Source organism: Pseudomonas sp. AU12215 (assembly GCF_001675465.2).
In the GTDB taxonomy this organism is placed as follows: Bacteria; Pseudomonadota; Gammaproteobacteria; order Pseudomonadales; family Pseudomonadaceae; genus Pseudomonas; species Pseudomonas nitroreducens.
In genome coordinates, this window is the sequence record NZ_MACM02000021.1 from 83,869 (window position 1) to 97,868 (window position 14,000).

The window sequence follows — 14,000 nt, forward strand, 5'->3', positions numbered from 1 at the left end:
GATGTTCGGGAAACTGACACTGTCGGCCGTGCCGTATCACGAGCCGATCATCGTCATCACGCTGGCCATCGTCGCCCTGTTGGGCCTCGGTGTGTTCGGCGCGATCACCTACTACCGCAAGTGGACCTACCTGTGGACCGAATGGCTGACGTCCATCGACCACAAGAAAATCGGCGTGATGTACATCATCGTCGCCCTGGTCATGCTGCTGCGCGGCTTTGCCGACGCCATCATGATGCGCGGCCAGCTCGCGCTGGCTGAAGGCGCCAACCACGGCTACCTGCCGCCGGAACACTACGACCAGATCTTCACCGCTCACGGCGTGATCATGATCATCTTCATGGCCATGCCCTTCATGACTGGTCTGATGAACCTGGCCGTGCCGCTGCAGATCGGCGCGCGCGACGTGGCGTTCCCCTTCCTGAACTCCCTGAGCTTCTGGCTACTGGTCGTCAGCGCCATGCTGGTGAACGTCTCCCTGGGCCTGGGCGAGTTCGCCCGCACCGGCTGGGTCGCCTACCCGCCGCTGTCCGAGCTGGCCTACAGCCCGGGCGTGGGTGTGGACTACTACATCTGGGCTCTGCAGATATCGGGTATGGGTACCTTGCTCACGGGTATCAACTTCCTGGTGACCGTGTTCAAGATGCGCACCCCCGGCATGAAGCTGATGCAGATGCCGATCTTCACCTGGACCTGCACCTTCGCCAACATCCTGATCGTTGCGTCGTTCCCGATCCTGACCGCGGCCCTGGGCCTGCTGTCGCTGGACCGTTACTTCGACATGCACTTCTTCACCAACGAGCTGGGCGGCAACGCCATGATGTACATCAACCTCTTCTGGGCCTGGGGCCATCCTGAGGTGTACATCCTGATCCTGCCGGCTTTCGGTATCTTCTCCGAAGTCACCGCGACCTTCGCCGGCAAGCGCATGTTCGGCTACACCTCGATGGTGTGGGCGAGCGCTGCGATCACCTTCCTCGGCTTCACCGTGTGGCTGCACCACTTCTTCACCATGGGTTCGGGCGGCGACGTCAACGGCTTCTTCGGCGTGGCGACCATGCTGATCTCCATCCCGACCGGGGTGAAGCTGTTCAACTGGCTGTTCACCATCTACCGTGGCCGCCTGCGCTTCGACACCCCGATCCTGTGGACCCTGGGTTTCATCGTCACCTTCACCATCGGTGGCATGACCGGCGTTCTGCTGGCCATCCCGGGCGCTGACTACCTGCTGCACAACAGCCTGTTCCTGATCGCTCACTTCCACAACACCATCATCGGTGGTGCGGTGTTCGGCTACCTGGCCGGCTTCGTCTTCTGGTTCCCGAAAGCCTTCGGCTTCAAGCTGGACGAGAAGTGGGGCAAGCGTTCCTTCTGGTGCTGGCTGGTCGGCTTCTACATGGCCTTCATGCCGCTGTACATCCTCGGCTTCATGGGCATGACCCGTCGCCTGAACCACTACGACAACCCGATGTGGAAGCCGTACCTGGTGGTGGCCTTCTTCGGCGCCGTGCTGATCTTCTTCGGTATCGTCTGCCAGCTGATCCAGCTGCTGGTCTCGATCAAGAACCGCAAGCAACTGGCCGACCTGACCGGCGACCCGTGGGGTGGCCGTACCCTGGAATGGTCCACTTCCTCGCCGCCGCCGTACTACAACTTCGCCGAACTGCCGAAGGTCAACGACATCGACGCGTTCCACGAGATGAAGCAGACCGGTACCGCGTACCGCAAGCTGCCGGCCTATGCACCGATCCATATGCCGAAGAACACCGCCGCTGGTTTCTCCATCGCGCTGTTCGCCTTCATCTTCGGCTTCGCCGCCATCTGGCACATCTGGTGGCTGGTGGGTGTTGGCTTCGTCGGCATGATCGCCTCGGTTATCGTGCGCAGCTATGTCACCGACCTGGACTACTACGTCCAGCCCGATGAGATCGAGCGCATCGAAAACGCCAACTTCCAGAAACTCGCCACTGCGCAGGTATAAGCGATGTCTACGGCAGTACTGAATCAACACCTGGTCGATACGCACGAAGCGGCGCACGACCATGACCACGCCCACGCCCACGACAGCGGCGGCATGACGGTCTTCGGCTTCTGGCTGTACCTGATGACCGACTGCATCCTGTTCGCGAGCGTCTTCGCCACCTATGCCGTGCTGGTCAACCACACGGCCGGCGGCCCGAGCGGCAAGGACATCTTCGAACTGCCCTACGTGGCCGTCGAAACCGCGATCCTGCTGATCTCCTCCTGCACCTACGGCCTGGCCATGCTGGCTGCGCACAAGGGTGCCAAGGGCAAGGCCATCGCCTGGCTGGGCGTGACCTTCCTGTGCGGCGCCGCGTTCATCGGCATGGAACTCAACGAGTTCCATCACCTGATCGTCGAAGGCTTCGGCCCGAGCCGCAGCGCCTTCCTGTCGTCCTTCTTCACCCTGGTCGGCATGCACGGCCTGCACGTGTCCGCAGGCCTGCTGTGGATGCTGGTGCTGATGGCGCAGATTGGCACCCGTGGCCTGACCGCGCAGAACAACACCCGCATGATGTGCCTGAGCCTGTTCTGGCACTTCCTGGACATCGTCTGGATCTGCGTCTTCACCGTCGTCTACCTGATGGGGGCTCTGTAATGACCGCTGCTGCACATCATCATGACTCCCACGGTGCCGGCCACGACAACCACGGCGCCGGTCACGGCAGCCTGGGTTCCTACGCCATCGGCTTCGTCCTCTCGGTGAACCTGACCGCGATCCCGTTCTACATGGTCATCGACGGCGGCTTCTCGCGTCACGCCACCCTGCTGACCATGGTGATCCTGGGCCTGGTCCAGGTCGTCGTGCACCTGATCTGCTTCCTGCACATGAACTTCAGCTCCGAAGGCCGCTGGAACGTGATGGCATTCATCTTCACCGCCATCATCATCCTGCTGGTGGTCGGCCTGTCGCTGTGGATCATCTACACCGCAGACAGCCTGATGATGCCGATGCCCTGAGGGCCGATGCCGTGAAACTCAAGCGTTATCTCCTGGTCGCCAAGCCGGGCATCATCTTCGGCAACCTGATCGCGGTGGCGGGGGGATACTTCCTCGCCGCACGCGGCAGCGTTGACCCGATGCTGCTGCTGGCTACCGTGATCGGCCTGTCCCTGGTCGTTGCCAGCGGTTGTGTGTTCAACAACTGCATCGACCGCGACATCGATCGCTTCATGGAGCGTACCCGTAGCCGTGTCACCGTGACCGGGCAGATCTCGCTGAAGGCCGCCCTGGCCCACGGTGTGGTGCTCGGCGCGGCGGGCTTCGGCCTGCTGGCGTGGAAAACCAACGTGCAGGCGACCCTGCTCGCCGCGTTCGGCTTCTTCGTCTACGTCGTGCTCTACAGCCTCTGGCTCAAGCGCAGCTCGGTCTACGGCACGCTGGTCGGCAGTCTCTCCGGAGCCATGCCGCCGGTGGTGGGCTACTGCGCTGCCAGTGGACACTTCGACATGGGCGCGGCGGTGCTGCTGCTGATCTTCTGCCTCTGGCAGATGCCGCACAGCTACGCCATCGCGATCTTCCGCCTCAACGACTACCGCGCCGCCGGGATTCCCGTGCTGCCGGTGGAGCGGGGCATCGAAGCGACCAAGAAGCAGATCCTCTACTACGTGCTGGCCTTTGGTCTTGCGACCCTGCTGCTGACCGTGACCGGCTTCGCCGGCTACGGATACCTGGTGGTGGCGCTGGCCGTCAGCGCCTGGTGGCTGTTCATCGCGGTGAAAGGCTTCAGCGCCGAAGACGACCGCCGCTGGGCCCGCCAGCTGTTCGCCTTCTCCATCATTGCGATCAGCGTGCTGAGCCTGATGATGTCCATCGACTTCCAGGCCATCCCGGCCCAGTCGATGCTGGCGGCGCTGTAAGGCTGCTCTGCTGCAACGAAAAAGCCGCCCCTCGGGGCGGCTTTTTCATGTGCGTATGAGTAGGCGATTCATCGCTGATGCCAGGTTTGATTTAGATGGCGGATAACGCTGCGCGTTATTCGCCCTACGTTTGCCTCTCCATCGGAGGTCCTGCGTAGGGCGAATAACGGCGAAGCCGTTATCCGCCGATTCTCTCCAACCTCAATGCAGCTTCAACCTCGGCTCCGTGCTGCGCCCGATGCGGTCCTCGATCATCAGCAGCGCGGTGCGGAACGGCCCGTACAGCGCCATCTGGTGCATGCGGTAGAGCGACACGTAGAACATCCGCGCCAGCCAGCCCTCGAGCTTCACGCTGCCCATCAGGTTACCCATCAGATTGCCCACCGCGCTGAAACGCGACAGCGAGATCAGGGAGCCGTAATCGGTGTAGCGGTACTCCGGCAGCGGTTTGCCATCCAGCTTCGCGACCAGCGCCTTGGCCAGCAGCGAAGCCTGCTGGTGTGCGGCCTGGGCGCGCGGCGGCACGGTACGTTCGCTACCGTCGCCCATCGGGCAGGCGGCGCAGTCACCGAAGGCGAAGATGTTGTCGTCGCGAGTAGTTTGCAGGGTCGAGCGGACCACCAATTGATTGATGCGGTTGGTCTCCAGCCCGTCGATGTCCTTGAGTAGGCTCGGCGCGCGGATGCCCGCTGCCCAGACCTTCAGGCTTGCGGGGATGAACTCGCCAGCCGAAGTGCGCAGACCCTCGGCTGTCACTTCCTGTACAGCCGAACCAGTAGCCACACGTACGCCGAGTTTCTCCAGTGTCTGGTGGACTGGCTGGCTGATGCGCTCGGGCAGCGCCGGCAGCACGCGCGGGCCGGCCTCGATCAGGGTGATGCGCATGTTCTGCGGCTGGATGCCGGTCAGGCCGTAGGCCGCCAGCTCCTGCGCGGCGTGGTGCAGTTCCGCCGACAGCTCGACCCCCGTGGCACCGGCGCCGACGATGGCGACGCTGATCTGATCGTCCTTGTCCTGCCCGGCGTGGGCGCGCAGGTAATGGGTCAGCAGCAGCTTGTGGAAGCGCTCGGCCTGCTCGCGGGTGTCCAGGAAGATGCAGTGCTCCGCGGCTCCGGCGGTACCGAAGTCGTTGGTGGTGCTGCCGATGGACAGGACCAGCGTGTCGTAGTCCAGACTGCGCGCAGGCACCAGTTCTTCGCCCTGCTCATCGAGCGTGGCGGCGAGCTGGATGCGTTTGCTCGCGCGGTCCAGGCCGTCGAGGCGGCCGAGCTGGAATTCGAAGTGGTTCCATTTCGCCTGGGCGACGTAGTTCAGCTCATCCTCGGAAGAGTTGAGCGAGCCGGCGGCGACTTCATGCAGCAGGGGTTTCCAGATGTGGGTGAGGTTGGCGTCGACGAGCGTAATGCGCGCCTTGCCCTTTTTACCCAGGGTGCGGCCGAGACGGGTCGCGAGCTCCAGCCCGCCGGCGCCGCCGCCGACGATCACGATACGATGGGACATGGTGCATTCTCATAGCTTAAGGAATCCTGTATCGGCCCGTGGCGGCACGGCGCTCACGCAAGGTAGGCCAGGAGGCGGCTCAGCAAACCCAGGGCGATGACCACCGCGAGCAATCCCCCCATCATCAGCCAGGGCTTGAAGGGCGCACGCTGGACCTGGTGGACGGGGGAGCTGAGGTACTGATCGACCTTCTGCTGGTCTTCGGGGCTCAGGCGACTGGGCATGGGCGGCCTCCGTTTATAATGTCGAGCATTCTAGTAGGGCTTGGGCGGCCCCTCAATGCGCCGCCGATCAATGCAGCATTGCGTCGGCGCCTATTTACAGGCCGACGCCCATGTCGAAAAGGATGCTGCGACCCAGGCTGCCGCGCAGGAAGTCCGGCGCGTCACTGTGGGCGAAGAGCACCCGGGCGAAGGTCGGGCCAACTACCGACAGCGAGCGCCAACCCTGGCGCAGGTACTCGGTCGGCGGCGGAAAGGGCGTGTTGAAATCGGGGGTCTCGCGCTTGAGGCTGACAAAGGCGAGCAGGTCCAACTCGCGCGGGTCGATGCCGCGTTCGGTGTAATTGTGCGCCTTCTTGCGCAGCGTCGGCGCCAGGCGCGCCTGCAATTCCGCACAGGGAATCCGCCGCGGTCGCTGCTCGCGGCGGATCAGTTGGTTGAGGCTCTGGGCCATGCGCCGGCGCAGCAGCTCCTCCTTTCATTCCTCGTTGAGCCGGCGGCCCTGGTCGAGAACGAAGAACACCTCGAAGCTGGCGTCGCGAAACAGCACGTCCGGCGGCTGCTGCGTGGGGGCGATGAAGTCTTCCTGGCGATACGGCACCTTCAGCGCCTGCAGCAGCCGCTGGCAGGCCCAGCACTCCCGTTCCCACTTGCGGGAGTTGGAGAGAAAGTCGTTGGCTTGTTCCGCCTGGCGCGTCAGCAGGCGCAGATAGTCAGACTCGTTCATGACTCAAGCATAGTTGCTGGCAACCGCAGGCGGGCGCCGATGGCGGTGTAGACTGTTGCCAATGATTGGCGGTTCCGGACGAGGGGGATGCGTGAGACGAGTGCTGGGCGGGATGCTGTTGATGGTGCTGGCGAGCGTGGCGGTGGCGCAGGACTCGCCGGCCATCGGTTGGACGCTACTGGATCAGTTCGACAGACCCTACACGGCGACAACTGACCTGAAGGTCCTGTTGGTCGCCCACGACATGGCGGGCTCGAAGCTGGTGAAAGCGGCGCTGGCCGGGCGGCCGGCAGGCTATCTCGAAGCGCGCCATGCAGCCTTCGTTGCGGACATCAGTCGTATGCCGGCGGCTATCTCGAAGCTGTTCGCCATCCCCGCCATGCACGACTGCTCCTACCGCGTGTTGCTCGACCGCGAGCCGCGCGTGGCCAACCGCTTCCCGGCCCAGGCCGATGCGCTGACCTGGCTGCAACTCGAACAGGGCGAGGTCGTCTCAACTCATCAGCTCGATTCAGCTGAAGCGTTGCGTCAGGCGCTGGAGCGAAGCACACCGTGATCGCCGCACAGCTGCTGTCGGCGGAAACCCTGGAGATCGGCTGGGCGATCTACCTGCCCATCGTCGCCTGGGCCATCTGGCGCGCGCCGTGGCTGGAACTGGTCAGTGACTTCCGCCGCCAGCATCTGGTGTTCGGCACCATGCTCGGGTTGTTCCTGCTCTGGCTGGTGCGGCGCGACTTCGCTTCCGGCGTGTCCTTCCACTTCATCGGCATGACCGCCGTGACCCTGCTGCTGGACTGGCCGCTGGCAATCATCGTCGGCCTGGTGGCGCAGCTGGGGCTGTGCGCCATCGGCCGCCAGGACTGGGCGGCCATTGGCGTCAACGGCATCCTGCTGGTGCTGATCCCGGTGGTCATCACCGAGCTGGCGGCGATCTTCGTCGAGCGCCGCCAGCCGCGAAACCTGTTCGTCTACATCTTCTGCTCAGGGTTCTTCCCGGCGGCGCTGGCGGCGCTCTGCAGCCTGCTGCTGGGGCTGGGCCTGTTGTGGATGGACGGGTTGTTCCCGATGCCGCCATGGATCGAGGACTTCATCGGCTACCTCTGGCTGATCATGTTTCCCGAAGCCTTCATCAACGGCACCATCGTCACCGGGCTGGTGGTCTTCTACCCGGACTGGCTGGAGACCTTCAACCGCACGCGCTACCTGCAGGCGCCGTGGAAGGATGACGATGAATCACGCTGATGTCGGGCCATCTGCGAGGCACATTGCCCTCGCGGTTTGATCCAGGTCAGTTCGGAAACCTCCTACGATCAGGGAAGCTTGGCCCCCCTTCGCAAGGAGATTGCCGATGAGCATTCACAGCTGGGCCGAGCAGCGCCTCCACGAACTGCTGATCGAAGCCGAGGCGGCCGGGCAGGACCCGCAACTGGTTGTGCGCGCGCTGCTCAGCGCGGTGGTGCAGGCCAACGCGCAGGTCCGCACGCAGGATGACCTGGGCCACGAGCTGCATTTCCTCGCCGACAACCTGGATGAGGAACGGGACTACGCTTTCATGCGGCCTTGAACGTGCAGCGCTCTGGCTTTTCTGTAGGTCGATGTCACCAGTAGACGCAAAAAAGCCGCCCTTCAGGGCGGCTTTTCCGTTACGGCTCAATGACCGCGTGGCGGTTTGTCCAGGTCGCCGGAAAACAGTTCATCCTCGAGGTTGTCGCCGGGGATAGCGTGCTCTTCCGCCGCCCAGGCACCGAGGTCGATCAGCTTGCAACGGTGCGAGCAGAAGGGGCGGTATTCGTTCTTGGCGCTCCACTCCACGGGGGCGCCACAGGTGGGGCATTCCACGGTCAGGGGTTGGCTCATGGTTGTCCTCCACGCAGGCCTAGATAGAACTGATGCAGACGCTCGACCTGCTGGTGCAGGTGACCGAGGTCGCCATCGTTGAGCAGTACGTCGTCCGCGTGCTTGAGTCGGTCGTCGCGCAAGGCCTGGGCCTTGAGAATCGCGCGAACCTGTTCTTCGGACACCCGGTCGCGGCGCATGGTGCGTTCCAGTTGCAGGTGTTCCGGGGTGTCCACCACCAGCACGCGCTGGGCCATGCGGTATTGCCCGGACTCCACCAGCAGCGGCGAGACCAGGATGGCGTAGGGTGATTGCGCCTGCGCCAGGTTGCTGACGATTTCCTTGCCGATCAGCGGATGCAGCAACTGCTCCAGCCAACGACGTTCGTCTTCGGCCTTGAAGATGCGCTCGCGCAATGCGGCGCGGTTGAGCTGGCCGTCCGGCAGCAGCATGGCGTCGCCAAAGCGCTCGACGATCTGCGCCAGGGCAGGCCGGCCGGGCTCAACTACCCAGCGAGCGGCGTGGTCGGCGTCGACCATGTGTATGCCCAGCGAGGCGAAGTGTTCGGCGGCGGCACTCTTGCCGCTGCCAATACCGCCGGTGAGGCCCAGGATCCAGGGTTTCATCGTTCTCCTTTCAGCCGGCCCGGTGGCCGTCCAGATGCGCCGACGAGACTCGGCGCGGGAGAAGGCTAGCGGAAACCGGCGAACTGCAGATAGGTCGCGGTTATTTGATCACCCCAGAGCAGCGCAATCCAGCCGGCAATGGCCAGATAGGGCCCGAAGGGGATGGGCGTACTGGTTTCGGCGTTGCGCAGGCGCAGCATGATCACACCCAGCACCGCGCCCACCAGCGACGACAGCAGGATGGTCAGCGGCAGCACCTGCCAGCCACCCCAGGCACCGAGCATGGCCAGCAGCTTGAAATCGCCGTAGCCCATGCCTTCCTTGCCGGTGATCAGCTTGAACAGCCAGTAAACCGACCACAGGCTCAGGTAGCCGAACACCGCGCCCCAGAGCGCGTCGCCCAGGTTGGTGAACAGCCCGAAGTGATTGACGATCAGCCCCAGCCAGAGCAGCGGCAGCACCAGGGCGTCCGGCAGCAGCTGGTGATCGACATCGATCATGCTCATCGCCAGCAGGCCCCAGGTCAGCAGCAGCATCGCCCCGGCCTGCCAGCCGAAGCCGTAGTGCCAGGCAATGAAGGCCGATAGCGTGCCGCAGGCCAGTTCGACCAGCGGATAGCGCTTGCTGATCGGCGCCTTGCACGACGAACACTTGCCGCCCAGCGCCAGCCAGCTGACCACCGGGATGTTCTCCCAGGGCTTGATCTCGTGGGCGCAGTGCGGGCACTGGGAGTTCGGCAGGATCAGGTTGTAGGTCGGCCGTTTCTCGCCTTCCGGCAGGCCCAGGGTTTCACGCGCCTGCTGCTGCCAGTCCAGTTCCATCATCCGCGGCAGGCGATGGATCACCACGTTGAGGAAGCTGCCGACCAGCAGGCCGAGGAGGGTGACGCATAAAACAAAGGCCAGCGGGGTGCTGGCCAGGAAGTCGATCACTTGCATGCTTAGACTACGTTGCCCAGTTGGAAGATTGGCAGGTACATGGCAATGATCAGGCCGCCGACCAGTACACCCAGAACGGCCATGATCATGGGCTCCATCAGGGTGGTCAGGTTGTCGACGGCGTTGTCGACCTCTTCTTCGTAATAGCTGGCGACTTTGTCGAGCATGGCGTCTAGCGAGCCCGACTCTTCACCGATTGCGGCCATCTGGATGGCCATACTCGGGAAGACACCGGTGGTGCGCATGGAGAAGTTCAGTTGTGTGCCGGAGGAGACGTCTTGCTTGATCTTGCCCACCGCATTGCGGAATACCACGTTGCCTGTTGCGCCGGATACTGAATCCAGAGCCTCCACCAGCGGAACACCAGCGGCAAATGTGGTGGAAAGCGTACGAGCGTAACGCGCAACGGCGGACTTATAGATGATATCGCCGACAACCGGGACCTTCAGTATGGTGCGATCCACTGAGTCTCTGAACTTCTCGGATCGTTGATGCGCGGCTTTTAGTGCAAATGCCGTTGCGAACAAGGCGATCAGGACAATGAACCACCATTCCTGCAGGACTTCCGAAATGGAAATGACCATGCGGGTGAATGCTGGCAACTCTGCACCAAAGTTGGCGAATACCGATTGGAATTGCGGCACTACCTTGATCAGCAGGATGGCGGAAACAATGATGGCGACGACAACGACCGCGATGGGGTAGGTCATCGCCTTCTTGATCTTCGCCTTGAGCGATTCGGTCTTTTCCTTGTAGGTGGCGACCCGATCCAGCAGGGTTTCCAGCGCACCGGATTGCTCGCCCGCATCAACGAGGTTGCAATACAGATCGTCGAAATACAGTGGCTTCTTGCGCAGGGAATTGGCCAGGCTATTACCGGCGGCGACTTCCTGCTTGATCTCGTCAACGAGCTTGCGCATGTTCGGGTTGTCGAAGCCTTCGGCAATAATGTCGAAAGACTGCAGCAGCGGGACGCCAGAGCCCATCATGGTTGCCAACTGACGGGTGAACAGGGCGATGTCCATCGGCTTGATCTTCTTGCCGCGGCCCAGCAGCGAGATACCCTTCTTGCGCACCTTGGTCGGGTTGATACCCTGCTTGCGCAGTTGAGCCTTGATCAAGGCTGTATTGACCCCGGAAAGCTCCCCTTTGACTTTCCCGCCCTTGCGATCAGTGCCCTCCCAGGTAAAGACACTGGTCTTCAATGCTTTTTCCGCCATGGATTAATCCTTGGTCACGCGGTTGACTTCCTCGAGGCTGGTGATGCCTTGCATGGCTTTCAGCAGGCCCGAGGTGCGCAGATCGTTGAAGCCTTCTTTGCGGGCTTGCTCGGCGATCTGAATGGAGTTGCCTTCTTCCATGATAATGCGCTGCAGGGCGGGCGTGATTTTAACCACTTCATAAATACCCAAACGTCCTTTGTATCCATCCTTGCAATTGTCGCACCCGACTGGGGCGTATAGTTTGAAGGTGCCGATTTTGTCCGCCGGGAAGCCTTCATGCAGGAGTGCTTCATTGGGAACATCGTGTTCCTTCTTGCAGTGCGGGCAGAGCTTGCGTGCCAGGCGCTGGGCGATGATAAGGTTGGTGGACGTTGCCAGGTTGAATGATGCTACGCCCATGTTCAGCAGGCGGGTCAGCGTCTCGGCGGCGCTGTTGGTGTGCAGGGTGGACATTACCATGTGGCCGGTCTGTGCTGCCTTGATGGCGATCTCGGCGGTCTCCAGGTCACGGATCTCGCCGACCATGATCACGTCCGGGTCCTGGCGCAGGAAGGCGCGCAGTGCCTGGGCGAAGTCCATTCCCTGCTTGGGATTGACGTTGACCTGATTGATGCCTTCGAGGTTAATCTCGACCGGGTCTTCGGCGGTGGAGATGTTGATATCCGGGGTGTTGAGGATGTTCAGGCCAGTGTAGAGCGATACCGTCTTTCCTGAACCGGTAGGGCCAGTCACCAGGATCATGCCTTGGGGCTGCTTGAGGGCATTCAGGTAAAGCTGCTTCTGCGCTTCCTCGTAGCCCAGTGCATCGATCCCCATCTGCGCACTGGAGGAGTCGAGAATCCGCATCACGATCTTCTCGCCCCATAGAGTGGGCAGGGTGTTGACACGGAAGTCGATGGACTTGGTCTTGGATACGCGCATCTTGATCCGGCCGTCCTGGGGTTTGCGGCGTTCGGAGATGTCCAGGCCGGCCATGACCTTCAGGCGTGCGGAAATGCGGCTGGCCAACTGGATAGGAGGCTTGGCCGTTTCATGCAACATACCGTCGGTACGGAAGCGAACGCGGTAAATCTTTTCGTAGGGTTCGAAGTGGAGGTCGGACGAGCCGCTCTTGATGGCGTCGAGCAGCATCTTGTTGACGAAGCGGACGACGGGGGCGTCATCGGCGTCGCCACCGATTGAGTCGTCACTTTGCTCCGAGTTGCCGCTTTCAATATCCAGGGCATCCAGATCGACATCACCCAGATCGTCCAGGCCGCCAGTGGCGCTTTCGAATAACTTTTCAATGGCTTCGCCAAGCTTGTCATCCTCGACGAGAATCGCCTCGGTTGTCAGACCAGTGCTGAACTGTACGTCGGTAATGGCCTGGTGGTTGGTAGGGTCCGATACGCCTACGAACAACTTGTTGCCGCGCTTCCATAGAGGAAGCACGCGATGCTGGCGTACCAGTTTTTCGCTGACCAGTTCCTTGGGGAAACTTTCACGATCCAGGCTGCCCAGATCGCAGAAGGCAACACCAAATTGTTCCGCTGCCAGCTCCGTCAACGGGCGGCTCTTCACCAGCTTGTTCTGCACCAGATACGTCACCAGGGGCAGTTTGTTACGTTGAGCCTGCAGTTGTGCCTGCTGTGCGCTTCTCTCATCAAGTAACTGAGACTGCACGAGTTGGCGAGCGAGGCCGGACAGGACGACTTGATCGTTCATGGGACGGTGGCCGAATAAGGAATTGAAAGCCTTATAACGCAGATGTGAAAAGGTGCCAAATCACACAACCGCTTATGCCAAAAAACGTCACTTCTTGCGTAATTTCGCTGATCGATATCTGAAGCATCCCCGTCGGGCCGTGTTTTCTGGAGTGGAAGATTTGGCACGGAACCTGCTTTCTCAGGGCTTAGGTCCCCGGACCGAATCTAAAACCCTGGAGAGAATTATGAAAGCTCAAAAAGGCTTCACTCTGATCGAACTGATGATCGTTGTTGCGATCATCGGCATCCTGGCCGCAGTCGCTCTGCCGGCCTATCAGGATTACACTGTGCGTGCGAAAGTTTCCGAGGTTGTTCTGGCTGCGTCGCAATGCCGTACTAGCATCACCGAAACCATCCAGACTGCGAACGGTTCTGCTCTGCCGTCGGCTGGCGCTTGGGGTTGTGAGTCCACCGCAGCTACCACCAAGTACGTATCTACCGTTGCTACCGACAGCGCTGGCAAGATCACTGTAACTACCTCCACTGCGAGTGACCTGCCGACCGAGGTTCGGTCCAAAACTCTGGAGCTGATTCCGTACGCCAACGATACCACTGCTATCGCCAACAGCGATGTGGGCAAAACCGTATTCAAGTGGGTCTGCAAGCCGGGCGCAACCAGCCCGATCCCTGCCAAGTACCTGCCGGGTTCCTGCCGCGGCTAATAGCTTGGTGTGAGAAGAAACCCCGGTTTCCGGGGTTTCTTTTTATCTGTTGCTGAATCTCGTAATTTGATGCTGGCTCGCCATTATGTCGTTTGAAGGTTGGGGTAATCATTTCAAAGCCGGAAATACCTGCCTGAACAAGCTGATCATGGCGTTGTTGGCGTTGGCTTTGTTATTGGCGTTGCGGCCCTATGCGGGTATTCGGCATGATGCAGTGTTCTACCTCGGTCAAGGTTTGCTTGCGCTCTATCCCGAAGAGTTTGGCAAGGATCTTTTCTTCGCTTACGGAAGTCAGGCCAGTTATACGTTGTTCCCCCGGCTACTTGGCGGGCTGATGAAATACTTTCCGGCCTCCGAGCTGTTCGCGTGGCTAACACTGGCTGGGCGCGTCGCTTTTTTATTGTGCTCTTATCTGCTGTTGCGAAAGTTGTTCAATGGGCCACTTCGCTATCTTGCGCTGCTCACCTTGTTGGTGTTACCAGCTGCGTATGGAAGTAAATTTGTTTTCAGTTATGGCGAGCCTAGGCGGTTGCAGAAGCTGAGTGCAACACGGTTACTGGATTGAAGCAGGTGCATCATGCTGCAACGCCACTACCTCTGTCATGACCTCAATCGGGCATTTCCAATTGAAGCGCTTGCGC

Annotated in this window: 16 protein-coding genes and 1 pseudogene; 9 read left to right on the top strand and 8 right to left on the bottom strand. The window is 61.2% G+C overall.

All coding sequences use genetic code 11. From position 1 onward, the window contains the following. Nucleotide 1 precedes the first annotated feature (1 nt). Genes cyoB through cyoE form a run of 4 tightly spaced genes read left to right on the top strand, consistent with a single transcriptional unit; the run spans nucleotide 2 to nucleotide 3,881 of the window. Nucleotides 2-1,981, top strand: coding sequence for a cytochrome o ubiquinol oxidase subunit I (gene cyoB / locus A9513_RS06210; protein ID WP_065084244.1), 1,980 nt, complete (start codon nucleotides 2-4; stop codon nucleotides 1,979-1,981). A 3-nt stretch (nucleotides 1,982-1,984) separates the two neighbouring features. Continuing rightward, a complete protein-coding gene (cyoC, locus tag A9513_RS06215) occupies nucleotides 1,985-2,620 on the top strand; it encodes a cytochrome o ubiquinol oxidase subunit III (protein WP_065084245.1) in 636 nt (211 codons plus the stop codon). Beyond that, nucleotides 2,620-2,982 (top strand): cytochrome o ubiquinol oxidase subunit IV, encoded by a 363-nt coding sequence (gene cyoD / locus A9513_RS06220; protein WP_065084246.1) that lies wholly within the window; start codon nucleotides 2,620-2,622, stop codon nucleotides 2,980-2,982. Before cyoC ends, cyoD begins: the two co-directional genes overlap by 1 nt. An 11-nt stretch (nucleotides 2,983-2,993) precedes the next feature. Continuing rightward, nucleotides 2,994-3,881 carry a heme o synthase gene (cyoE, locus tag A9513_RS06225; protein ID WP_065084247.1) on the top strand — a complete coding sequence of 296 codons (888 nt, stop codon included), beginning with the start codon at nucleotides 2,994-2,996 and terminating at the stop codon, nucleotides 3,879-3,881. A 201-nt stretch (nucleotides 3,882-4,082) separates the two neighbouring features. On the opposite strand, the gene A9513_RS06230 is transcribed toward cyoE, so the two are convergent. The 3 genes and pseudogenes from A9513_RS06230 to A9513_RS06240 all read right to left on the bottom strand — a co-directional run bounded on the left by A9513_RS06230 (nucleotide 4,083) and on the right by A9513_RS06240 (nucleotide 6,329). Continuing rightward, nucleotides 4,083-5,381, bottom strand: a complete 1,299-nt coding sequence (locus A9513_RS06230; protein WP_065084248.1) for an NAD(P)/FAD-dependent oxidoreductase — start codon at nucleotides 5,379-5,381, stop codon at nucleotides 4,083-4,085. A gap of 53 nt (nucleotides 5,382-5,434) precedes the next feature. Then, nucleotides 5,435-5,605: a DUF3094 domain-containing protein gene (locus A9513_RS06235; RefSeq protein ID WP_065084249.1), complete on the bottom strand. Its 171-nt coding sequence runs from the start codon at nucleotides 5,603-5,605 to the stop codon at nucleotides 5,435-5,437. Nucleotides 5,606-5,699: 94 nt separating this feature from the next. Continuing rightward, nucleotides 5,700-6,329 (bottom strand): annotated as a pseudogene (locus A9513_RS06240) (DUF1780 domain-containing protein). 121 nt (nucleotides 6,330-6,450) lie between these two features. Between A9513_RS06240 and A9513_RS06245 the strand changes: the two are divergent. From A9513_RS06245 to A9513_RS06255, 3 genes are all read left to right on the top strand, one after another. Then, a complete protein-coding gene (locus A9513_RS06245; RefSeq protein WP_083196031.1) occupies nucleotides 6,451-6,885 on the top strand; it encodes an FAD/FMN-containing dehydrogenase in 435 nt (144 codons plus the stop codon). Then, nucleotides 6,882-7,571 (top strand): energy-coupling factor ABC transporter permease, encoded by a 690-nt coding sequence (locus tag A9513_RS06250; RefSeq protein ID WP_065084251.1) that lies wholly within the window; start codon nucleotides 6,882-6,884, stop codon nucleotides 7,569-7,571. Before A9513_RS06245 ends, A9513_RS06250 begins: the two co-directional genes overlap by 4 nt. 106 nt (nucleotides 7,572-7,677) lie before the next feature. Then, nucleotides 7,678-7,893, top strand: coding sequence for a hypothetical protein (locus tag A9513_RS06255; protein WP_065084252.1), 216 nt, complete (start codon nucleotides 7,678-7,680; stop codon nucleotides 7,891-7,893). Between the two features lie 86 nt (nucleotides 7,894-7,979). Here A9513_RS06255 and yacG read toward each other — a convergent pair whose 3' ends face one another. The 5 genes from yacG to pilB form a co-directional block, all read right to left on the bottom strand. Next, nucleotides 7,980-8,186 (bottom strand): DNA gyrase inhibitor YacG, encoded by a 207-nt coding sequence (gene yacG, locus A9513_RS06260; RefSeq protein WP_065084253.1) that lies wholly within the window; start codon nucleotides 8,184-8,186, stop codon nucleotides 7,980-7,982. Then, nucleotides 8,183-8,791, bottom strand: a complete 609-nt coding sequence (gene coaE, locus A9513_RS06265; RefSeq protein ID WP_065084254.1) for a dephospho-CoA kinase — start codon at nucleotides 8,789-8,791, stop codon at nucleotides 8,183-8,185. The genes yacG and coaE overlap by 4 nt, the downstream gene beginning before the upstream one ends. Nucleotides 8,792-8,856: 65 nt before the next feature. Further along, entirely contained in the window at nucleotides 8,857-9,729 is an 873-nt protein-coding gene (locus A9513_RS06270; protein WP_065084255.1) for an A24 family peptidase, read from the bottom strand. A gap of 2 nt (nucleotides 9,730-9,731) precedes the next feature. Beyond that, the gene (locus A9513_RS06275) at nucleotides 9,732-10,949 is read right to left on the bottom strand and encodes a type II secretion system F family protein (protein WP_065084256.1); all 1,218 of its coding nucleotides are present in this window, start codon (nucleotides 10,947-10,949) and stop codon (nucleotides 9,732-9,734) included. Nucleotides 10,950-10,952: 3 nt separating this feature from the next. Beyond that, nucleotides 10,953-12,656, bottom strand: coding sequence for a type IV-A pilus assembly ATPase PilB (pilB, locus tag A9513_RS06280; protein WP_065084257.1), 1,704 nt, complete (start codon nucleotides 12,654-12,656; stop codon nucleotides 10,953-10,955). Nucleotides 12,657-12,882: 226 nt separating this feature from the next. On the opposite strand from pilB, the gene A9513_RS06285 reads away from it, so the two are divergent. Both A9513_RS06285 and A9513_RS06290 read left to right on the top strand, forming a co-directional pair. After that, on the top strand, nucleotides 12,883-13,359 hold the full coding sequence (locus A9513_RS06285; RefSeq protein ID WP_065084258.1) for a pilin: 477 nt from the start codon (nucleotides 12,883-12,885) through the stop codon (nucleotides 13,357-13,359). Nucleotides 13,360-13,444: 85 nt separating this feature from the next. Beyond that, entirely contained in the window at nucleotides 13,445-13,924 is a 480-nt protein-coding gene (locus tag A9513_RS06290) for a hypothetical protein (RefSeq protein ID WP_141678345.1), read from the top strand. The last annotated feature ends 76 nt before the right edge of the window (nucleotides 13,925-14,000 follow it).